Here is a 19,883-nt window from a genome sequence, read left to right as displayed (position 1 = left end):
TGCTCAGGCGCCGCGGCGGCGCGAGATGGTGCGACCGAGCCAGACCAGGGGGTCGTAGCGACGGTCGGCGACGCGCTCCTTCATGGGGATGAGCGCGTTGTCGGTGATCTTGATGCCCTCGGGGCACACGTCCGTGCAGCACTTGGTGATGTTGCACCGGCCGAGGCCGTGCTCGTCCTGCGCCGCCGGCACCCGGTCGGCGACGTCGAGCGGGTGCATCTCGAGCTCCGCGACCCGCATGAGGAAGCGGGGCCCGGCGAACGCCTCCTTGTTCTCCTCGTGGTCGCGGACCACGTGGCACACGTCCTGGCACAGGAAGCACTCGATGCACTTGCGGAACTCCTGGGACCGCTCGACGTCGACCTGCGCCATCCGGTACTCGCCCGGGGCCAGGTCGGCCGGCGGCGTGAACGACGGGATCTCGCGCGCCTTCGCGTAGTTGAACGACACGTCGGTGACGAGGTCGCGGATCACCGGGAACGTGCGCAGGGGCGTCACGACGAGCTCGTCGTATTCGGTGAACACGGACATCCGCGTCATGCACAGCAGCCGCGGCCGGCCGTTGATCTCCGCCGAGCACGACCCGCACTTGCCCGCCTTGCAGTTCCAGCGCACGGCGAGGTCCGGTGCCTGGGTGGCCTGGATCCGGTGCAGGACGTCGAGCATCACCTCGCCCTCGTTGACCTCCACCCGGAAGTCCACGAGCTCCCCGTCGTCGGCGTCGCCGCGCCAGACGCGGACGAGTCGCGTGTCGCTCATGTCGTGCCCCTCTCGCCTGAGCCCTGCGGGTGGGCGGTCAGCTCGGCCGGCGTGTAGTACTTGCCGAGCTCGTCGATCTCGAAGAGCGCGAGCAGGTCGCCGCGCATCGGGTCCCGCTCGGCCGCCTCGACCTCGACGCGCGGCACCACGCCGTCGCGGCCACCCGGGGTGCCGGGCACACAACGGGTGACCAGCACCCGGTGGCGCCACTGCGCATCGAGCGCCGGGTGGTCGTCGCGGGTGTGCCCGCCACGGCTCTCGGTGCGGCGCAGCGCCGACGCCGCCACCGCCTCGCCGACCATGAGCATGTTGCGCAGGTCGAGCGCCAGGTGCCAGCCCGGGTTGTACTGCCGGTGCCCGGAGACGACGACGTCGCGCAGCCGGGCGCGCAGCTCGCCGAGCCGGTCGAGGGCGGCCCTCATCTCCGCCTCGGTGCGGATGATGCCGACGAGGTCGTTCATGGTCCGCTGCAGGTCGGCGTGCAGGGTGTACGGGTTCTCGCCGGACCCGGCGTCGGTCCCGGCCCCCGCGAACGGCGCCACGGCCAGCGCCGCGGCGGCGTCGACGTCCTCGTCGCGGACGGCGGGCCGCCCGGCGCCACGTCCCGCGTCCCGGCCCGCCAGGCCGGCGACGTGCTCGGCCGCGCCGATCCCCGCGCGGCGCCCGAACACGAGCAGGTCGGACAGCGAGTTGCCCCCGAGCCGGTTCGAGCCGTGCATCCCGCCCGCGCACTCGCCGGCGGCGAACAGCCCCGGCACGCTCGTGGCACCCGTGTCCGGGTCGACGTCGATCCCGCCCATGACGTAGTGGCACGTGGGGCCGACCTCCATCGACTCCGCCGTGATGTCGACGTCCGCCAGCTCCCTGAACTGGTGGTACATCGACGGCAGGCGCCGCTGGATCTCCTCGGGCGCCATGCGGCTCGCGATGTCGAGGTAGACGCCGCCGTGCGGCGACCCCCGGCCCTCCTTGACCTCCGTGTTGATCGCGCGGGCCACCTCGTCGCGCGGCAGCAGGTCGGGGGTGCGGCGGTTGTTCTCCTGGTCGTCGTACCAGCGGTCGGCCTCGTCCTCCGTCTGCGCGTACTGGCCCTTGAACACGTCCGGCACGTACCGGAACATGAAGCGCTCGCCGTCGGCGTTCCGCAGCACGCCCCCGTCGCCGCGCACCCCCTCGGTCACGAGGATGCCCTTGACGCTGGGCGGCCACACCATGCCGGTGGGGTGGAACTGGACGAACTCCATGTCGACGAGGTCCGCGCCCGCGCGCAGCGCCAGCGCCTGGCCGTCGCCCGTGTACTCCCACGAGTTGGACGTCACCTGGAACGACTTGCCGATCCCGCCCGTGGCGAGCACCACGGCGGGCGCGGAGAACACCACGAACCGCCCCGACTCGCGCCAGTACCCGAACGCGCCCGCGACCGCGCCGTCGTCGTCGCGCAGGAGCTCCGTGACGGTGCACTCGGCGAACACGCGCAGCCGCGCCTCGAAGTCACCGGTCTCGGCGTGGTCGGCCTGCTGCAGCGCCACGATGCGCTGCTGCAGGGTGCGGATGAGCTCGAGCCCGGTCCGGTCGCCGACGTGCGCGAGGCGCGGATAGGTGTGCCCGCCGAAGTTGCGCTGGTGGATCCGGCCGTCGGCCGTGCGGTCGAAGAGCGCGCCCCACGTCTCGAGCTCCCAGACGCGGTCGGGGGCCTCCTTCGCGTGCAGCTCCGCCATCCGCCAGCTGTTGAGGAACTTCCCGCCACGCATGGTGTCGCGGAAGTGCACCTGCCACGAGTCGTTCTCCGCGACGTTGCCCATCGCCGCCGCGCACCCGCCCTCGGCCATCACGGTGTGCGCCTTGCCGAACAGCGACTTGCAGACGATCGCCACCCGCAGCCCGCGCTCGCGCGCCTCGATCGCCGCGCGCAGGCCGGCGCCGCCCGCGCCGATGACCAGGACGTCGTAGTCGTGGCGTTCGGTCTCCGTCAACTCTCGTCTCCTGTCCCGTCCGGTCCGGCGCTCAGCCGACGAGCCGCAGGTCGGTGATGGTCCCCGCCGCCACGAGCGCCACGTAGAGGTCGGTGAGCACGAGCGTGCCGAGCGTGACCCACGCGAAGAGCATGTGCCGCGTGTTCAGCGCCGACACCCAGGTCCACAGCCGGTACCGCACGGGGTGCTTCGAGAAGTGCGTGAGGCGCCCGCCCATCACGTGCCGGCACGAGTGGCACGACACCGTGTAGCACCACAGCAGCGCCACGTTCACCAGCAGCACGAGGTTCCCGACGCCGACGACGAACCCGTCCGTGGGATGGCGGAACGCCACGACCGCGTCGTAGGTGTTGATCAGCGACACGAGCAGCGCGACGTAGAAGAAGTACCGGTGGACGTTCTGCAGGACCAGCGGGAACCGCGTCTCGCCCGTGTACGTCGCGTGCGGCTCCGGCACGGCGCACGCCGGCGGCGACAGCCAGATCGAGCGGTAGTACGCCTTGCGGTAGTAGTAGCAGGTCAGCCGGAAGCCGAGCAGGAACGGCAGGCTCAGCGCCGCGTACGGGATGAGCGGGCTGTCCGGCAGGAACATGCCGAAGTGCGCGGCGCCCGGCTCGGACGCGCAGCCGAGCGAGACGCACGGCGAGTAGAACGGCGTCAGGTAGCGCTCGTCCGCGAAGAAGTACTGCTGCTGGAACGCCCGCACCCCGCCGTACACGAGGAAGGCCAGCAGGCCCGCGGTGGTCGCCGCGGGTGCCAGCCACCAGCGGTCCGCGCGCAGCGTCCCCGACCCGACGGCGGCGCGCCCGGGGGAGTGCACCCCGCGCGCGTCGACGCCGCGCGCGGTCGTCACGTGCGGTCGCCGTGGTAGCCGCCGACACCCTCGTCGTCGGCGTCGCTCCACATGGTCTCGTCGAGCGGGGTGTCGGGGACGACGACGTGCTCCGGCACCTCGGCTCCCGGCTGCCGCACCGGCGGCGACGACGCGAGGTCGCCGGCGTCGATCTCCAGCCGCTCGAGGTCGTTCGCGAGGCGGCGGACCGCCGGCGCGTCGCCGAAGGCCCGGTGCACCTCGGCGATGCCGTGCCGCAACTGCTCGATCGAGTGCTGGAGCGTCGCAATCTCAGGGCTGGTCACACGCCACCTCCTCGGCGTCGTGCCCACCACGGTGTGAGGCACGTCACTGACGACTCTCCCGCGAATGCCCCGGTCCGGCAAGGGCGCGCCAGGCGTGCGGGAGGGGCGCGGGGAGCGGCGCCGGAGGTCAGGCGCCGGCGAACCCCGTCTGCCGCCACGCCTCGTAGACCGCGACGGACGCGGCGTTGGTGAGGTTGAGCGACCGGCGCCCGGGCAGCATCGGGATCTTCACGCGGTCCGTGACGCGGGGGTGGGCGAGCACGTCGTCTGGCAGGCCCGTCGGCTCCGGGCCGAAGAGGAGCACGTCGCCCGGCTCGTACGCGACGTCCGTGTGCGTCGTCGCCGCGTGGGCGGTGAAGGCGAAGACGCGCGCGCCCGGCAGGGCGTCGAGCGCGGCGTCGAACGTCGGGTGCACGTCCATGACGGCGAGGTCGTGGTAGTCCAGCCCGGCCCGGCGGAGCTTGGCCTCCGACAGGTCGAAGCCCAGGGGCTCCACCAGGTGCAGGCGCGCCCCGGTCACGGCGGCCAGCCGGATCGCGGAGCCCGTGTTCCCGGGGATCCGGGGCTCGAAGTAGACGACGTGCGCGAACGGTGCGGACGGCGGGGCGGGCGAGGGGGCGTCGGCGGGCACGGCCCGATTCTCCCACCCGGGTGACTTGCCCCCCGCAGCCGATGACGGATCGGCCCGGTGGCCCCTAGTCTCGTTCGATGACGGCTGTCCCAGAGGTGATGAAGGCGGTCCAGCTCGTCGGCCACGGTGGCCTCGACCAGCTGCTCTACCGCGACGACGTGCCCACGCCGGAGCCCGCGCCGGGCGAGGTGCTGGTCGACGTCCATGCGTGCGGCATGAACAACACCGACGTGTGGGTGCGCGAGGGCGCCTACGGCACCGAGACCGACGCGGCGGAGGTCTCCACCTGGAGACGCGGCCGGTCCACGCTCACGTTTCCCCGCATCCAGGGCGCGGACACCGTCGGCGTCATCGCGGCGGTCGGCGAGGGCGTGCCTGCGGAGCGGGTCGGCCAGCGGGTGATGGTCGACTTCAGCATCTACCACCGCCCCGAGGGCGACGACAGCCTGGCCGACATCGACTACATGGGCCACGGGCGCGACGGCGGGTACGCCGAGTACCAGGCCGTGCCGGCGGAGAACGCGTACGAGATCACCGCCGACATCACCGACGCGGAGCTGGCCACGTTCTGCTGCGCGTACCTCACGGCGGAGCAGATGCTCGTGCGCGCCCGGCTCGCGGCGGGCGAGCGGGTGCTGGTGACCGGCGCCTCCGGCGGGGTCGGTTCCGCGATCGTCCAGCTCGCCCGGGTGCGCGGCGCCGTCCCGTACGCGGTGACCAGCGCGGGCAAGGAGGCGGCGCTGCGGGAGATCGGGGCGCAGGACGTCGTCCTGCGCGACGTGGACGACCTCGTGGCCGAGGTCGAGCGCGTCGCAGGCGGCCCGGTCGACGTCGTCGCGGACCTGGTGGCCGGGCCGATGTTCAACGACCTGCTGCGCGTCCTGCGGCCCGAGGGGCGGTACACGACGGCGGGCGCCATCGGCGGCCCGGTGGTGCAGCTCGACCTGCGCACGATGTACCTCAAACAGCTGGAGCTGCACGGCTCCTCGCAGGGCACGCGCACGGCGTTCCGGCGGCTGGTGCGCTACATCGCAGGCGGCGAGGTCCGGCCGCTGCTCGACCGCACGTTCCGGCTCTCGGAGTTCCACGACGCGCAGCGCGCGTTCATGTCCAAGTCCTACGTCGGCAAGCTGGTGGTGGTCCCGGACCGGCACTGGGAGCAGGTCGGGGCGCACCATGCGGCACCGTGAGCGCACCCTGCAGCTGATCGACACCCAGTCGGGAGGCGACGTCAGCCGCATCGTCACGTCCGGCGTCGAGCCGCTGCCGGGCGCCACCGTGCTCGAGAAGGCCCGTTGGCTGCAGAACGAGGGCGACGGGCTGCGCCGGCTGCTGCTGTCCGAGCCGTACGGCGACCCCGCGATGTCCGTCGACCTGATCGTGGAGCCGGCGCACCCGGAGGCGCAGGCCGGCTACATCATCATGGAGGCGATGGGGTACCCCCTGTACTCGGGCTCCAACACGATCTGCACCGCCACGGCCTTGCTGGCCAGCGGCGCGATCCCGATGACGGAGGGCCTGCAGGACGTCGTGCTGGAGTCGCCGGCGGGGCTGGCGCGCATCTCCGCGCGGGTCACGGACGGGCGGGTCGTGTCGATCACCACGCAGGGCGAACCGGCGTTCGTCGCCGAGGAAGGGCTGTCCGTCGAGGTGCCGCACTACGGCACGGTGCGCTTCGACCTCGTCTGGAGCGGCGCCTACTACGCGATGGTCGACGCGACCGAGCACGGGTTCACCCTCGGCGCGGCCGAGCAGATCGCCCTGACCGCGTTCGGCGACGCCTTCGTGCGGGCCGCGCGCCCGGGTCTGCGGCACGAGCATCCCGAGCTGGGCGACGTCGGGCCCCTGCCGTTCGCGCACTTCATGGGGCCGCTGCGCACGTCCGGCGACGGCGCGTACGAGTCGCCGTCGGCCACCTACGTCCACCCCGGCGTGCTGTGCCGCAGCCCGACCGGCACGGGCACGTCGGCCCGCATGGCGCTGATGGCCCGCCGCGGCGAGATCGGCGAGGGCGACACGCTGGAGACCGTCTCGCCGCGCGGCAGCCGGTTCGTCGGCACCGTGCTGCAGGAGGCGCGGGTCGGGGCGTTCCCCGCGCTGCACTCGACCATCACGGGCACCGCCCGCCTGATCGCACACTCGCACCTCACCGTCGACCTGGACGACCCGCTGGTGGACGGCTCCGACCTGGAGCACGTGCTGTCCGTGCAGTCCGACGCCGGCCTGACGTCGGCCTGACGTCCGACGTCGCCGGGCCGCACGGCGGCGTATCCTCGGCCTGTGCTGAAGCGCAACGACTGGTGGTGGCTGCACCCGCAGCCCTGACCTGTCGCGCCCCCACGCCCACGTCCCGAGCTGCCCGTCGCAGCCGGGACGTCGTCGTGTCCGGGCCCGGCGGGCGGCGCCCGCAGAAGGAGCCCACCATGCTCGTCCCCACCGCCGCCGGCACTCCCGCCGCCCCCGCCGGCTCTCCCGCCGACACCGCCCCGTCCGTCTCGGCAAGCACCGCCGTCGCGCAGGCGCGCTCCACCGAGGTCGAGGAGCAGCTCGCCCGCGACCCCGGCCGCTTTCGCGTCCTGACCGGCGACCGCCCGACGGGCGCCCTGCACCTCGGGCACCTGCTCGCCACACTCGACAACCGTGTGCGGCTGCAGGACGCCGGCGTCGACGTCGTCCTCGTCGTCGCGGACTACCAGGTCATCACCGACCGGGACGACGCCGGCGACCTGCCCGCCGTCGTGCGCGAGGTGGTGCTGGACTACCTCGCGGCCGGCATCGACCCGGCCCGGAGCACGGTCTTCACGCACTCGGCGGTGCCCGCGCTGAACCAGCTGCTGCTGCCGTTCCTGTCGCTGGTGAGCGTGGCCGAGCTGGAGCGCAACCCCACCGTCAAGGCGGAGGCGGTGGACGCCGAGCGGCGCCAGGGCCGCGGCATGTCGGGGCTGCTGTTCACCTACCCCGTGCACCAGGCCGCGGACATCCTGTTCTGCCGCGCGAACCTCGTGCCGGTGGGTCAGGACCAGCTCCCGCACCTGGAGACCACCCGGACCGTGGCGCGGCGGTTCAACCAGCGCTACGCGCCCACGACGGGCTACTTCCCCGAGCCCGAGGCCCTGCTCACCCCGTCGCTGACGGTGCTGGGCGACGACGGCGCCAAGATGAGCAAGTCGCGCGGCAACGCCCTGGAGCTGCGCGCGTCCGAGGACGAGACCGTGCGCTTCTTCCGCCGCGCCCGGACCGACTCCGAGCGCCACATCACGTACGAGCCGGAGCGCCGGCCCGAGGTGGCGAACCTGCTGCGCATCGGCGCGCACCTGGCGGGCACCACGCCGGGCGAGCTGGCCGACGCGGTGGGCGCGGCGGGGGCCGGGCGGCTCAAGACGGTCGTGACGGAGGCGGTCGTCGAGGGGCTGCGGCCGCTGCGCGAGCGCCGGGCGGCGCTGGCCGCGGACGGCCCCGCCGTCGTGCGCGACGTCCTGGCACGGGGCAACGCGCGGGCGAACGAGATCGCCGACCGCACCCTGGCGGACGTGCGCGAGCTCATGGGCACCATGTACTCATGAGCACCCTGGCGTTCCGCCGCACGCGTCGCGACGACCTGCCGCGCCTCCAGGCGTGGCTGCGCCGGCCGCACGTGGCGCGCTACTGGGCGCACGACACGAGCGACGCGGCGGTGGAGCGCGACTTCGCGGGCAGCTTCCTCGGCACCGAGCCCTCCGAGGACTTCGTGGTGTCCGCCGACGGCGTCCCGGTGGGCTTCGTCCAGCGGTGCCGCATCCACGACTACGCCGACGAGGAGCGCGAGCTGATCGAGCTGGTGGACGTGCCCGCCGGCGCCCTGACGATCGACTACTTCGTCGGCGAGCCGGACCGCGTCGGGCAGGGCCTCGGCACCCACCTGATCAGGGAGTTCGTCGCGCTGTGCTGGCGCGACCACCCCCGGGCGCCGGCGATCGTCGTGCCCGTGGCGGCGGGGAACGTCGCGTCGTGGCGGGCGCTGCGCTCTGCCGGGTTCGGGTGGGTCGCCACCGGGTACCTGACCCCGGACAACCCGGTCGACGACGGTCGCCACCACGTGTACCGGCTCGACCGGCCCTCCGGGCCGGCGTAGGCCGGGCCGAGCGTGCCGGAGCGTGCAGGACCGGCGCGGGCACGGCAGGATGTGCGCGTGACGACCCAAGCAGACCAGGCGGTCGCCGAGGTGGACGGACCGTCGACGAGGCCGGGCGACCTCGTCGCGCTCGTGGGGCTCGGGGACGACGCCGTCGAGGTCGTGCGGGACATGGCGGCCCGGCTGGGGGTGCTGCCCGGCTGCGCGGGCCTCGCCGGGGGGGACGGCCTCCTGCGCCTCGACAGCCGTCGCGACGCCGTCGAGGCGCGGGCCATGGCGGTCCGGGCCGGCACGTCCGCGGTCCTCGCCGTCGGGACGGGGCCGGACGGCGAGGTCGCGACCGCGATCCTCCCGCGGCTGGAGCCCGACGAGGTGTGGGTGGTCGTCGACGCGTCCCGCAAGCCGGACGACACGCAGACGTGGGTCGGCGTCGTCCACCGGACCGCCGTCGTGCGGGCGATGGCGGTGGTCGGGCGGGAGCTCACCGCGTCGCCGCGGACCGTGGACGCGCTCCGGCTGCCCGACGGCTGGACGACCGACGGGTGACGGCCGTCGCCGTTACGGTGGGTCGATGACGTCGGTCAGACAGGTCCAGGTCACCTTCGACTGCGCCGAGCCCGAGCGGGTCGCCCGCTTCTGGTGCGAGGTGCTGGGTTACGTCGTCCCGCCGCCGCCCGAGGGGTTCGCGTCGTGGGGCGACTTCGACCGCTCCCTCCCGCCCGAGGACCAGGGGTCCGCGTTCGCCTGCGTCGACCCGACCGGGGTGGGACCGCGGCTGTTCTTCCAGCGCGTGCCCGAGGGCAAGGTCGTCAAGAACCGCGTGCACCTCGACGTGCGGGTCGGCACGGGTCTCGTGGGCGACGAGCGGCTGGCCACGCTGGAGGCGGAGCGTGACCGTCTCGTCGCGCTGGGCGCGACGCACGTGCGCACGATGCTCGCCGACGGCGTGGAGGAGTCCTGCATCGTGATGCAGGACGTCGAGGGCAACGAGTTCGACCTCGACTGAGGAGCGCCGCCCCGGACGCGGGGCGGGGAGGTTCGGGTCCGCCGGTGCCTCAATCCCGGCGGACCCGAGTCGTGGAGGGCCGACGCGCGTCAGGACGCGCCGTCGAGCCGTTCGGTGAGGCGGGCGAGCTGCGCCCACAGCTGGACCGGCACCTTGCCGCCGAAGGTCTCGAAGAACTCGGCGGTCAGCTCGGCCTCCGCCCGCCACGGGGCGGCCGGGACGTCGAACAGTGCGGCGAGGTCGTCGTCCGACAGCTCGAGACCGTCCGTGCGCAGCGCGCCCGGCGCGGGCAGCAGCCCGACGGGGGAGTGCACGGCGCCGGCGTCGGTGCGCAGGCCGCGCGACCGGTCGACCTGGGTGACGATCCACTCGATCACGCGCGAGTTCTCGCCGAACCCGGGCCACAGGAAAGAGCCGTCGTCGCCCTTGCGGAACCAGTTGACCTGGAAGACCTTGGGGCGCTTGTCGGCCTCGAGGGCCTCGCCGACCCGCAGCCAGTGGGCCCAGTGGTCGGCCATGTTGTAGCCGCAGAAGGGCAGCATCGCGAACGGGTCGCGACGCAGCTCGCCGACGGCCCCCTCGGCCGCGGCGGTGCGCTCGGAGCTGATGGTGGCGCCCATGAAGACGCCGTGGTCCCAGCTCAGCGCCTGCGTCACCAGGGGCACGTTGGTGGCCCGGCGGCCGCCGAAGACGATGGCGTCCAGGGGCACGCCGTCCGGGTCCTCCCAGGAGTCCGCGATCGACGGGCACTGCGCGGCGGCCACGGTGAACCGTGAGTTCGGGTGCGCGGCGGGCGTCTCGGAGTCCGGCGTCCAGTCGTTGCCCCGCCAGTCGACGAGGTGCGCCGGCGGCTCGGGCGTCAGACCCTCCCACCACACGTCGCCGTCGTCGGTGAGCGCGACGTTGGTGAAGATCGCGTCGTGCGTGAACGTCTCGACGGCGGTGGGGTTGGTCTCGGCGCCGGTGCCGGGCGCGACGCCGAAGAAGCCGGCCTCCGGGTTGATGGCCCGCAGGCGCCCGTCGGGGCCGGGGCGCATCCACACGATGTCGTCGCCGAGCGTCTCGACGGTCCAGCCGGGGATGGTGGGCCGCAGCATCGCGAGGTTCGTCTTGCCGCAGGCGCTGGGGAACGCGGCCGCCAGGTGGTAGCGGCGCCCCTCGGGCGACGTCGCGCGGATCAGCAGCATGTGCTCCGCCAGCCAGCCCTCGTCGCGGGCGATGGCCGACGCGATGCGCAGGGCGAAGCACTTCTTGCCCAGGAGGGCGTTGCCGCCGTACCCGGAGCCGTACGACCAGATCTCGCGCGTCTCGGGGTAGTGGACGATGTACTTGGTGTCGTTGCAGGGCCACGGGACGTCCTGCTCGCCGCGGGCCAGCGGTGCGCCCACCGAGTGCACGGCCGGCACCCACTGGCGGCCCGCGTCGATCAGCTCCATCACCTGCGCCGACACACGCGTCATGACGTGCATCGAGACGACGACGTACGGCGAGTCGGTGACCTCGATGCCGACCTGGGAGATCGGCCCGCCGACCGGGCCCATGGAGAACGGCACCACGTACATGGTCCGGCCGCGCATCGACCCGGCGAAGACGTCGCGCAGCTCGGCGCGCATCGCGGCCGGGGCGCGCCAGTTGCTGGTCGGCCCGGCGTCCTCCTCGCGCTCGGAGCAGATGAAGGTGCGCGACTCGACGCGGGCGACGTCGGACGGGTCGGACCGGGCGAGGTAGGAGTTCGGGCGCTTGACCTCGTCGAGCTTGAGGAGCGTCCCCGCCTCGACCATCTCGTCGAGGAGCCGCTGCTTCTCCGCGGGGGAACCGTCGCACCACACGACCTCGTCCGGCTGCGTGAGCGCGGCGATCTCCGCGACCCAGGCACGGGCGTCCTGCGGGCGCCTCGCCGCGGCGCCGGTCGCGCCGGTCGCTGCACCGGTGGCCGGTGCGCCGGCCGTCTCGCGCAGCACGGTGTCGGGGGCGAGCTCGGCGATGGCGAGTCGCGTCCGGCGCGGGTTCGCGGTGAAGGTCATGACTGCTCCGTCCGTCGGCGTGACCCACGGTGCGTGCCGGGGCCCTGCATCCAGCCTCCCGGTCCGGCAGCACAACTTTCCAACGGTTCACCCGTGAAGATTCGACGATCTTCACGTACCGTGAAACCCATGGCCGCACGAGACACCTCCGCCCCTGCCGACGGCGCCGCGGGGGAGGCGCCGGACCTCATCACGCTCGGGCGCCGCATCCGCCACGCGCGCACGTCGCGAGGGCTGACGCTGGAGGCGCTCGGGGAGCGTGTCGGCTCGGCGCCGAGCCTGCTCTCGCTGGTCGAGAACGGGCGGCGGGAGCCGCGGCTGTCCCTGCTGCGCGCCATCGCCGAGGCGGTCGGCGTCCCCGTGCCCGACCTGCTCGCGGAGGAGCCGCCGTCGCGCCGTGCCGAGCTCGAGATCGCGCTCGAGCGCGCGCAGCGGGGGCCGATCTTCGCGTCGCTGCGGCTGCCCGGGATCAAGCCGAGCCAGCGCCTGTCGATGCCGGTCCTGGAGCACCTCGTCGGACTGCACGCGGAGCTCGCGCGGCGCGAGGAGGAGGCGATCGCCACCCCCGAGGAGGCGCGGCGCGCCAACACCGAGCTGCGCCGCGAGCGCGAGGACCGGGACAACTACCTGCCGCAGCTGGAGGCGGTCGCCGAGGAGCTGACCGTCAAGGCCGGGTACGCCGGGGCCGGGGCCCTGACCCACCGCACGGTGGCGCGCATGGCCGAGCAGATGGGCTTCACGATCCTGCACGTGGACGACCTGCCGCGCTCGGCCCGGTCGGTCACTGACCTCAAGAACGGGCGCATCTACCTGCCGCCGGCCTCCATCCCCGGCGGACACGGCCTGCGGTCGCTGGCCCTGCAGGCGATCGCGCACCGGGTGCTGGGCCACGAGCGTCCGCGCTCCTACGCCGAGTTCCTGCGCCAGCGCGTCGAGATCACCTACTTCGCCGCGAGCTGCCTCATCCCGCAGTCCGTCGCCGTCGAGTTCCTCACGCGGCGCAAGCGGGAGAAGGACCTCGCGGTCGAGGACTTCCGGGACGCCTTCGGCGTCACGCACGAGGCGGCCGCGATGCGCATGACCAACCTGGCGACGGTCCACCTCGGCATCCCGCTGCACTTCCTGCGCGTGGGCGACGACGGTGCGCTGTTCCGCGGGTACGCGAACGACGGGCTGCCGCTGCCCCGCGACGTCACCGGCGCGATCGAGGGGCAGCTCGTGTGCCGGTGGTGGGCCGGGCGCGAGGCGTTCACCCGCCGCGACCGGGCCACCGAGTCCTACCAGTACACCGACACCCCGGCGGGGACGTTCTGGGACTCGGTGCAGACGGGCACCGCCGCGGACGGCCGGCAGTTCTCCATCACGGTCGGCGTGCCGTACGCGCACGCCAAGTGGTTCCGCGGCCGGGACACCCACGTGCGGCGCAGCTCCACCTGCCCCGATCCCGCCTGCTGTCAGCGCCCGCCGGCCGACCTCGCCGACCGGTGGGAGGGCGTCGCGTGGCCCAGCGCGCGCATGCACCAGCAGGTGCTGGCCGCGCTGCCGCGCGGCGCGTTCCCGGGCGTCGACGACACCGACGTCTTCGCATTCCTCCAGCAGCACGCGCCGCCGGACGACGGCGCCTCCTGACGCCCTCCGCCCCGCCGGGTGCGTTGCTGCGAGGCCGACAGGTCCGGTGTAGCGTCGAGACGTGGGTGATCGACAGGTCGGCCCGCACGAGGCCGCTCGCAGAGAGTCGTCGACGGAAGCGCAGAGCTCCCGTCGTGAGAAGGAAGCCGCCGTCGCGCGGTGGAAGGACGACGGTGGCATGGTCCCCGACGTGGTGACCGGCGCCGACCCCGACCCCGACACGAACGAAGCCGGCGAGGCCCGCTGAGAGGCCGGCCGAGAGGCGCCGTCGAGATCACGGCGGTGCATGTCAGCAGGCGCTGAGCGCCCCTCCGGCGGAGGTGCGTTCGCGCGGCAGGAGCAGAGGCAGCACCGTGTCAGATTCGAGCCACCATACGACCGCACCGGTGAGTGCGGCCCCGGGGACGACTGCCCCCGGGGCGACGGCGCCCACGACGGCGCCCCGGACACCCGCCGCCCGACAGGTGACGCGCGACTACTCCGTGCTGGCGAAGATCGTCCGCCAGTCGGGCCTGCTCCGGCGGCGCTACGCGTACTACTGGGCGCGGCTCATCCTCACCGTGATCGCGCTAGGAGCGGTCTGGGCAGGGATCGTCCTCCTCGGCGACACGTGGTGGCAGCTCCTGCTCGCGGTGGCGCTGGCCGTCGTGCTGGTCCAGCTGGCGTTCCTCGGGCACGACAGCGCGCACCGGCAGGTCTTCCGGTCGCGGGCCTGGAACGACTGGACCGCCCGCATCCTGGCCAACGTCTTCGTCGGCCTGAGCCACGCGTGGTGGACCACGAAGCATGACGCCCACCACGCCGCGCCGAACAAGGAGGGCAGCGACCCGGACGTCTCCCCGGGGGTCATCGCGTTCACCCCGGCGGTCCTGGCCAGCCGCCAGGGCTGGCGGGGCTGGTTCGCCCACCGGCAGGGGTGGTTCTTCTTCCCCCTGCTGACGCTCGAAGGGCTGAACCTGCACGTGGCGAGCGTGCGCACCGTCCTCGGCCGCGGCGTCGTGCCGCACCGTCGGGTGGAGGCCCCGCTGCTCCTGGCGCGCCTCGTCCTGTACGTCGGGGCGATCGTGCTCCTGCTGCCGCCGGCGATCGCCGGCGCGTTCCTCGCGGTGCAGCTCGGCCTGTTCGGGGTGCTCCTCGGCGGCGCGTTCGCCCCGAACCACAAGGGCATGCCCATCGTCCCGGCGGACGCCGACGTCGACTTCCTGCGCCGGCAGGTGCTCATGAGCCGCAACATCCGGGGGAGCGTCGTCGTCGTCTTCTTCATGGGCGGGCTCAACCGGCAGATCGAGCACCACCTCTTCCCGAGCATGCCGCGCCCCAACCTCAGGTACGTCCAGCCCATCGTCCGGGAGTACTGCTCCACGCTCGGCGTGACGTACACCGAGGTCGGGTTCTTCACGTCCTACCGGATCGTCGTCAGCTACCTCAACGACGTCGGGCACCAGGCGCGCGACCCCTTCTCGTGCCCGCTGGCGGCCCAGCTGGGCCGCTAGCTGTCGTTCCCCGAGCGGGACGAAAGGGGCGTACGGTCGGAACATCCGGGACGAAGGCCCCCCACCTGAGGTGCTTGGGCCCGGAGATGCGAGGAGGCCGTCATGGCCACCGCCCCCAACCCTGTCCCGCCCCTGGCGTCGGCGACCAACGGCAACCCCAGCAGGCCGGTGTCCGGATCGTCCGGGTCGCGCCGGGTCGCCCCCGCGAGCTCCCGGACCGGGAAGACCCCACGCAGCCGCGCCGGCGCCGTCTGGGTCGGCATCTGCATCGCAGCGGTCGTCCTCGTCGCCCTGATCGTCTTCATGCTGCAGAACACCCAGGAGGTCCTGGTCTCGTTCCTGGGGATGGAGGGCTCCGTCCCGCTCGCCGTCGCGCTGCTCATCGCGGGCGTCGGCGTCGGCGTCGTCGCGCTGGTCATCGGCACCGTCCGCATCACGCAGCTACGGCGTCGCGTCCACCACCCGGACCGAGCAGGCCGCGGAGCGTGACCGCGGTCGCAGAGCGCATGCGTCAGCGGAAGCGCTGCGCCGCCAGCGGCGCGGCCGTGGCCAGGTCGCGGACGGCGACGTGCGCGTCGTCGTCGCCGGCGGCGGCGAGGATCTGCGGCAGCGGACCGGACGCGACGAAGACGCCGTCCGCGAGGACGTGCACGGTGGGGCACAGGCGGCCCACGAGCTCGACGTCGTGCGACACCAGCAGCACGGCGGTCGACTGCTCGCGGGCCGTGTCCGCGAGGCGGCGCGCGATCTCGCCCCGCATCGACGGGTCGACGGCGGTGAGGGGCTCGTCGAGCAGCAGCACGTCCGGACGGGTCGTGAGGGCCAGCCCGAGGGCGAGCCGCTGCTTCTCGCCGCCTGAGAGCGAGTGCACGGTGCGCGAGGCGAGGCGCGGCTCCAGCGCGACGTCCTCCAGCAGGTCCGCGACCGAGCGCCCGTTGGCGCGGCCGGCCTTGCGCGCGTCGGTCAGCGCGCCGGTGAGTGCCCGGTCCACGGTCCAGCGCAGGTCGATGTCGAGGCCGTTCTGGGCCACCGTCCGCACGGCGCCGCGGAAGCGCTTCTTGTCGCGCCGGCCGAGCCTGGAGACCGTGCGCCCCTCGAACGTCACCTGGCCGCCCGTCGGGCGCACCTGACCGACCAGCGCCTGCACCAGCGTGGACTTGCCCACCCCCGACTCGCCGAGGATCCCGACCGGCGCGGCGCCCGGCGTCAGCTCGAGGCCGACGCCGCGCAGGACCGCCGGCCCCCCGTAGCCGGCGACCAGCTCCGTGGCGCGCAGGATCGGGGTGGGGGAGGTCGCGCTCATGTGGTCACCTTCTGGCTCGAGTGGTGCGGGCCGCGCGGGAGCGGCCGGTACGTCCGACGAACGACGGTACCCGCTGGTTCCCGACCGTCCGGCACACGGGACTCCCGACCGCCCAGCCGGAGGCCGCGTCCGGCCTGCCGTGCCGGCCCGGCGCGCGCCATACTGCTCGGATGGCGGTGGACCGGGAGTCGGTGCAGCAGTGGGTGGCGGCGTACGAGGACGCGTGGCGCAGCGGTGACGACGGCGCCGTCGAGCGCCTGTTCACGCCGGACGCGCGGTACGCCCGCTCGCCCTACGACCCCGACGAGCTGCACGGGCACGCGGCGATCCGCGGGTTCTGGCTCGTCGACGAGGGCGCCACGTTCGCCGTGACGGCCGAGCCGCTGGCCGTCGAGGGCGACGTCGCCGTCGTCCGGCTCGAGGTGCGCTACCTCGAGCCCGAGGCGCAGGAGTACCGCGACCTGTGGGTGCTGCGCTTCGCCCCCGACGGGCGCGTGGCCGACTTCGAGGAGTGGGCGTACTGGCCCGGCAAGGCCTGGACGGCTTCCTGACTCACGCGCCGTCCGACTCCCAGTAGTCCAGCTCGACCTTCCAGGGCCGGGGGAGTGCGGCTGCCAGCGCGTCGCGCAGCGCCTCGGCCTCCGCGCGGTGCGCGGCGGCCACCCGGGGGTCGTCCCAGCCGTGCTCGTGGTGGAAGTGCTCGTTGAACGCCCCCGCCCATGCCCGCAACCGTGCGGCGAGGTCGTCGTCCACTGCCGCGTCCCCCGCGGCTTCGGCCGCGGGGTCGAGCGTCCATATCGGCCAGTCGGCGTTGTAGTCGTTCATCAGCTTCACGAGGTGCCGGTCAAGTGGCGGTGGGCTGGGTGCGTCGCCCGTGGACCGCCGCGGCACGAACACTTCGCCGGTCCGCGGCGCACAGGCGTACCAGCCGTAGTTGCCGCGGTCGTCGTTCGTCCCCATGGCGGACAGCGTCGCACGCCTGTGCCGTCACGTCGCCGGCCGGCTCGCGCTCGATCGCGGTGGCCGTGCACCACCTCGGAGGGCGGTGGTGCTACCTCGCGGGGAGGGCGCCGCCGCGGGAGTCCATCCGGGCCAGCAGGCGCGGGAAGATGTCGCCCAGGCGCAGCCCGTCGTGCTCGAACTCGTTGGTGACCCACGCGCGGGCGTTGCCGACGTGCGAGGCGGTCTCCAGGGAGGCGCCGGCGTCGACGAACATGTCGTCGAAGTACACGGCCGCTTCCATCGGCACCTCGCTGCCGGCGAGGACGTCGAGGTCGTACAGGTCGCCCCAGTCGGTGCGCGCGGCCAGCGCCTCGGCCGCGTCGCGGAACGGGCGCAGCGCGGCGATCTGCTCGAACATCCAGGGGTAGATCATCTCGCCGGTGAAGAGCAGCGGGCGGGCCGACGTCGCGAAGGCCGGCGCGTCGTCGCGCACCCGCTGCGCGGCCCATGCCGTCGCGCCGGACGCGGACTGGCCGTAGATCGACTCGTGCAGCACCGCGTACATCGGGTTGGTGGCGAAACCGGTCGCGGCCTCCACCTCGGCGAGGAACGTGTCGGTGAGCTCGTCCTCGTGGCCGGGCGCGTCGTCGAACGCCTCGTCGACGACCCAGTGCACGCGCTCGAAGCCGGGGCCCATGCCGAACGCCGTGCCGAGGGTCTGGAACCGCTCCACGGTGAGCTGGTCGCCGCCCGGCAGCCGCACGTCGCCTGCGGCGATGCGGTCGGCGATGCGCGCCACCTGCTCGACGTCGTCCGGGTACCGCTCCCGGTAGAGCGCGTTCTTGGCGACGACGCGCGGCTGGGTGCGCCGGTACACGTCCTCGGCGCTCGCGGTGAGGCCCACGAGCCCACCGGTGACGTACGACGCCGCCACGCCCTCGGGAGCCCGGGAGAGGTACGTCAGCGTGAGGAAACCGCCGTACGACTGCCCGAGCGTCGACCAGCGCCGCCCGCCGTAGACGGCCTTCCGCACGTGCTCGGCGTCGGCGACGATCGAGTCGGCGCGGAAGTGGGCGAGGTAGTCGGCCTGGGCGGCGCCGTCGCCGAGCGCCGTCAGCGCGCCCGCGCGCACCGCCGTCGACCGGCCGGTGCCGCGCTGGTCCAGCAGCACCACGCGGAACCGCTCCAGCGCGGTGCCGAGCCAGCCGTCCGGGCCGGTGGGCCGGGGCCCCTTGCCGCCCGGGCCGCCCTGCAGGAAGACGAGGAGCGGCAGGTCCTCGCGCCGCTTCGTCGGGTCGACGACCTCGCGCACGAACACCGACAGGGTGCGGCCGTCGTCGGGCCGGCTCCAGTCCAGCGGCACCTGCACGGTGCGGTCGGTGACATGGACGCCGGGGATCGTGTACTCGCGCGTCGCGGTGACGGTTCCGTTGCTCACCGGCCCAGCCTAGGCCGGGTTGCATTAGTGGAGTATCTGCTCCAACAATTGTCCTCGTGTCGACCCTCACCCCCTCCGAGGTGCGCCAGCCCCGCTGGGTGCCGCTCCTCCTGCTGCTCGCGACCGCCGCCCTCGGCGTCGGGCTGGGCTACCTGCTCCCGCCGCTCGCCCGCTGGCTGCACGGGCTGCTCCAGCGGAGCCCCCTGCCGAGCATCGGACCGGTCGAGCTGCTCGCGGGCCTGCCCCTCGCGTGGTCCGTGCCGATCCTCGGCGGGCTGGGCGTGGTGGGCGGCGTCCTCCTGGCGCTGACCACGATCGGGGAGTCGCTGCGGCTGACCGTCGCCGACGACCACCTTGAGCACCGCACGGACGACCATGAGGGGTGGATCGAGCGGTCCGACGTCACCGACGTCTTCCGGGACGGCCGCCACCTGGTGCTCCTCGGCTCGACCGGGGCACCGTGGGCCCGGCTCGACGCGGACACGCTGCGCCGGGCCGAGATCCGGGCCGCCTTCGAGGCGCACGGGTGGCCGTGGCGGGACGCCGACCCCCACGAGGGCGCCTACGAGCGGTGGATGGACGGGCGGCCGGGGTTCTCGGCGGCCGAGCACGGGCTGCTGCGCCGCCGGCTCGCCGAGCGCAAGGACGCCGCGGCGGTCGCCGAGGTCGACGACGCGCTCGCGACGCACGGCCTCGCCGCGCGCGTCCGCGAGGACCGGCTCCAGGTGCGGCGGGTCGGCGCGGGCGGTCCGGACCCGGCGACCGGTGGTGCCGCGGAGGGCGCCCGTGGCACGCAGGGTTGACCCGGAGCGCCACGAGGCGCGGCGGCTGCAGATCATCGGTGCCGGCCTGACGGTGCTCGCCGAGCGCGGGTACGAGGGCGCGACGACGGCCGCGATCTGCCGGGAGGCGGGGATCGGCTCGGGCACGTTCTTCCACTACTTCGCCACCAAGACGGAGCTCGTCCTGGCGATCCTCGAGCTCGGCACGGCCGAGACGGTGGAGAAGGCGGCGGCCCTGGAGGGCCGCACCGACCCGCTCGGCGTCCTGCTCGACCTCCTGGGCTCGTGGGCCGACGACGCCGCGGACCCCCGCATCCCGGGCTTCGTCCGCGCCGTCGCCGGCGTCATGCACCTGCCGACGGTCGCCGCGGCGCTCGCCGCAGACGACCGCGCGCAGCGCGACCTGCTCCTGCCGTGGATCGAGCGCGGGCAGGCGACGGGCGAGGTCCGCACCGACCTCCCGCCGGCCCGCATCGCCTCCTGGCTCGCCCTGCTCTCCGGGGGCTTCCTCGAGCGCGTCTCCGTCGACGACGCCTTCACCGTCGACACGGAACGCGACCTCCTGGTGGCCACGGCGCGGGTGTTCCTCCTCGGTCACGGGTCCGCTGCGGATGCGACCACCGGGACCCGCCGCTAGGCAGGTGTGGTGCCCGAC

Annotated in this window: 22 protein-coding genes; 13 read left to right on the top strand and 9 right to left on the bottom strand. The window is 73.9% G+C overall.

What is annotated here, in order from left to right:
• Positions 1 to 3: 3 nt before the first annotated feature.
• From IEW03_RS00210 to IEW03_RS00190, 5 genes are all read right to left on the bottom strand, one after another.
• Positions 4 to 759, bottom strand: coding sequence for a succinate dehydrogenase/fumarate reductase iron-sulfur subunit (locus IEW03_RS00210; protein WP_188521641.1), 756 nt, complete (start codon positions 757 to 759; stop codon positions 4 to 6).
• Positions 756 to 2,732, bottom strand: coding sequence for a fumarate reductase/succinate dehydrogenase flavoprotein subunit (locus IEW03_RS00205; RefSeq protein WP_188521640.1), 1,977 nt, complete (start codon positions 2,730 to 2,732; stop codon positions 756 to 758). Before IEW03_RS00205 ends, IEW03_RS00210 begins: the two co-directional genes overlap by 4 nt.
• Positions 2,733 to 2,763: 31 nt before the next feature.
• Complete coding sequence (gene sdhC / locus IEW03_RS00200; protein ID WP_188521639.1) at positions 2,764 to 3,585, bottom strand: succinate dehydrogenase subunit SdhC; 822 nt, start codon at positions 3,583 to 3,585, stop codon at positions 2,764 to 2,766.
• Complete coding sequence (locus tag IEW03_RS00195; protein WP_188521638.1) at positions 3,582 to 3,869, bottom strand: Rv0250c family protein; 288 nt, start codon at positions 3,867 to 3,869, stop codon at positions 3,582 to 3,584. Before IEW03_RS00195 ends, sdhC begins: the two co-directional genes overlap by 4 nt.
• 127 nt (positions 3,870 to 3,996) lie before the next feature.
• Positions 3,997 to 4,500, bottom strand: a complete 504-nt coding sequence (locus tag IEW03_RS00190) for a tRNA (cytidine(34)-2'-O)-methyltransferase (RefSeq protein WP_188521637.1) — start codon at positions 4,498 to 4,500, stop codon at positions 3,997 to 3,999.
• Positions 4,501 to 4,577: 77 nt separating this feature from the next.
• On the opposite strand from IEW03_RS00190, the gene IEW03_RS00185 reads away from it, so the two are divergent.
• The 6 genes from IEW03_RS00185 (at position 4,578) to IEW03_RS00160 (ending at position 9,617) form a co-directional block, all read left to right on the top strand.
• The gene (locus IEW03_RS00185; protein ID WP_229737274.1) at positions 4,578 to 5,690 is read left to right on the top strand and encodes an alcohol dehydrogenase family protein; all 1,113 of its coding nucleotides are present in this window, start codon (positions 4,578 to 4,580) and stop codon (positions 5,688 to 5,690) included.
• Positions 5,677 to 6,738: a proline racemase family protein gene (locus tag IEW03_RS00180; RefSeq protein WP_188521636.1), complete on the top strand. Its 1,062-nt coding sequence runs from the start codon at positions 5,677 to 5,679 to the stop codon at positions 6,736 to 6,738. The genes IEW03_RS00185 and IEW03_RS00180 overlap by 14 nt, the downstream gene beginning before the upstream one ends.
• A 185-nt stretch (positions 6,739 to 6,923) precedes the next feature.
• On the top strand, positions 6,924 to 8,063 hold the full coding sequence (gene trpS / locus IEW03_RS00175) for a tryptophan--tRNA ligase (protein ID WP_188521635.1): 1,140 nt from the start codon (positions 6,924 to 6,926) through the stop codon (positions 8,061 to 8,063).
• Positions 8,060 to 8,611 carry a GNAT family N-acetyltransferase gene (locus tag IEW03_RS00170; RefSeq protein ID WP_188521634.1) on the top strand — a complete coding sequence of 184 codons (552 nt, stop codon included), beginning with the start codon at positions 8,060 to 8,062 and terminating at the stop codon, positions 8,609 to 8,611. The genes trpS and IEW03_RS00170 overlap by 4 nt, the downstream gene beginning before the upstream one ends.
• 57 nt (positions 8,612 to 8,668) lie before the next feature.
• Entirely contained in the window at positions 8,669 to 9,157 is a 489-nt protein-coding gene (locus IEW03_RS00165; protein WP_188521633.1) for a hypothetical protein, read from the top strand.
• A 25-nt stretch (positions 9,158 to 9,182) separates the two neighbouring features.
• Positions 9,183 to 9,617, top strand: coding sequence for a VOC family protein (locus IEW03_RS00160; protein WP_188521632.1), 435 nt, complete (start codon positions 9,183 to 9,185; stop codon positions 9,615 to 9,617).
• Between the two features lie 89 nt (positions 9,618 to 9,706).
• Here the strand turns inward: IEW03_RS00160 and IEW03_RS00155 are convergent, their stop codons facing one another.
• Positions 9,707 to 11,641, bottom strand: a complete 1,935-nt coding sequence (locus tag IEW03_RS00155; RefSeq protein ID WP_188521631.1) for a phosphoenolpyruvate carboxykinase (GTP) — start codon at positions 11,639 to 11,641, stop codon at positions 9,707 to 9,709.
• A 129-nt stretch (positions 11,642 to 11,770) separates the two neighbouring features.
• On the opposite strand from IEW03_RS00155, the gene IEW03_RS00150 reads away from it, so the two are divergent.
• From IEW03_RS00150 to IEW03_RS00135, 4 genes are all read left to right on the top strand, one after another.
• The gene (locus IEW03_RS00150) at positions 11,771 to 13,270 is read left to right on the top strand and encodes an XRE family transcriptional regulator (RefSeq protein WP_188521630.1); all 1,500 of its coding nucleotides are present in this window, start codon (positions 11,771 to 11,773) and stop codon (positions 13,268 to 13,270) included.
• Positions 13,271 to 13,331: 61 nt separating this feature from the next.
• On the top strand, positions 13,332 to 13,517 hold the full coding sequence (locus tag IEW03_RS00145) for a hypothetical protein (RefSeq protein WP_188521629.1): 186 nt from the start codon (positions 13,332 to 13,334) through the stop codon (positions 13,515 to 13,517).
• A 139-nt stretch (positions 13,518 to 13,656) separates the two neighbouring features.
• Positions 13,657 to 14,763 (top strand): fatty acid desaturase family protein, encoded by a 1,107-nt coding sequence (locus IEW03_RS00140; protein ID WP_229737273.1) that lies wholly within the window; start codon positions 13,657 to 13,659, stop codon positions 14,761 to 14,763.
• A gap of 102 nt (positions 14,764 to 14,865) precedes the next feature.
• The gene (locus tag IEW03_RS00135; protein WP_188521628.1) at positions 14,866 to 15,252 is read left to right on the top strand and encodes a LapA family protein; all 387 of its coding nucleotides are present in this window, start codon (positions 14,866 to 14,868) and stop codon (positions 15,250 to 15,252) included.
• 22 nt (positions 15,253 to 15,274) lie between these two features.
• Here the strand turns inward: IEW03_RS00135 and IEW03_RS00130 are convergent, their stop codons facing one another.
• Positions 15,275 to 16,066, bottom strand: a complete 792-nt coding sequence (locus tag IEW03_RS00130; protein WP_188521627.1) for an ABC transporter ATP-binding protein — start codon at positions 16,064 to 16,066, stop codon at positions 15,275 to 15,277.
• Positions 16,067 to 16,236: 170 nt separating this feature from the next.
• Between IEW03_RS00130 and IEW03_RS00125 the strand changes: the two genes are divergently transcribed.
• Entirely contained in the window at positions 16,237 to 16,617 is a 381-nt protein-coding gene (locus IEW03_RS00125; protein WP_188521626.1) for a YybH family protein, read from the top strand.
• Between the two features lies 1 nt (position 16,618).
• Here IEW03_RS00125 and IEW03_RS00120 read toward each other — a convergent pair whose 3' ends face one another.
• Together IEW03_RS00120 and IEW03_RS00115 are read right to left on the bottom strand one after the other, a co-directional pair.
• A complete protein-coding gene (locus IEW03_RS00120) occupies positions 16,619 to 17,026 on the bottom strand; it encodes an immunity protein CdiI family protein (protein ID WP_188521625.1) in 408 nt (135 codons plus the stop codon).
• A 91-nt stretch (positions 17,027 to 17,117) separates the two neighbouring features.
• Positions 17,118 to 18,446, bottom strand: coding sequence for an alpha/beta fold hydrolase (locus IEW03_RS00115; RefSeq protein ID WP_229737272.1), 1,329 nt, complete (start codon positions 18,444 to 18,446; stop codon positions 17,118 to 17,120).
• A gap of 56 nt (positions 18,447 to 18,502) precedes the next feature.
• On the opposite strand from IEW03_RS00115, the gene IEW03_RS00110 reads away from it, so the two are divergent.
• Both IEW03_RS00110 and IEW03_RS00105 read left to right on the top strand, forming a co-directional pair.
• Positions 18,503 to 19,249, top strand: coding sequence for a YqeB family protein (locus IEW03_RS00110; protein WP_188521624.1), 747 nt, complete (start codon positions 18,503 to 18,505; stop codon positions 19,247 to 19,249).
• Positions 19,233 to 19,865: a TetR/AcrR family transcriptional regulator gene (locus IEW03_RS00105; RefSeq protein ID WP_188521623.1), complete on the top strand. Its 633-nt coding sequence runs from the start codon at positions 19,233 to 19,235 to the stop codon at positions 19,863 to 19,865. The genes IEW03_RS00110 and IEW03_RS00105 overlap by 17 nt, the downstream gene beginning before the upstream one ends.
• The last annotated feature ends 18 nt before the right edge of the window (positions 19,866 to 19,883 follow it).

The sequence above is a fragment of the Isoptericola cucumis genome, assembly GCF_014635665.1.
Taxonomy (GTDB): Bacteria; Actinomycetota; Actinomycetes; order Actinomycetales; family Cellulomonadaceae; genus Isoptericola; species Isoptericola cucumis.
Note: the sequence above shows the minus strand (reverse complement) of the source record. Positions and strands in the feature narration are given on the sequence as shown.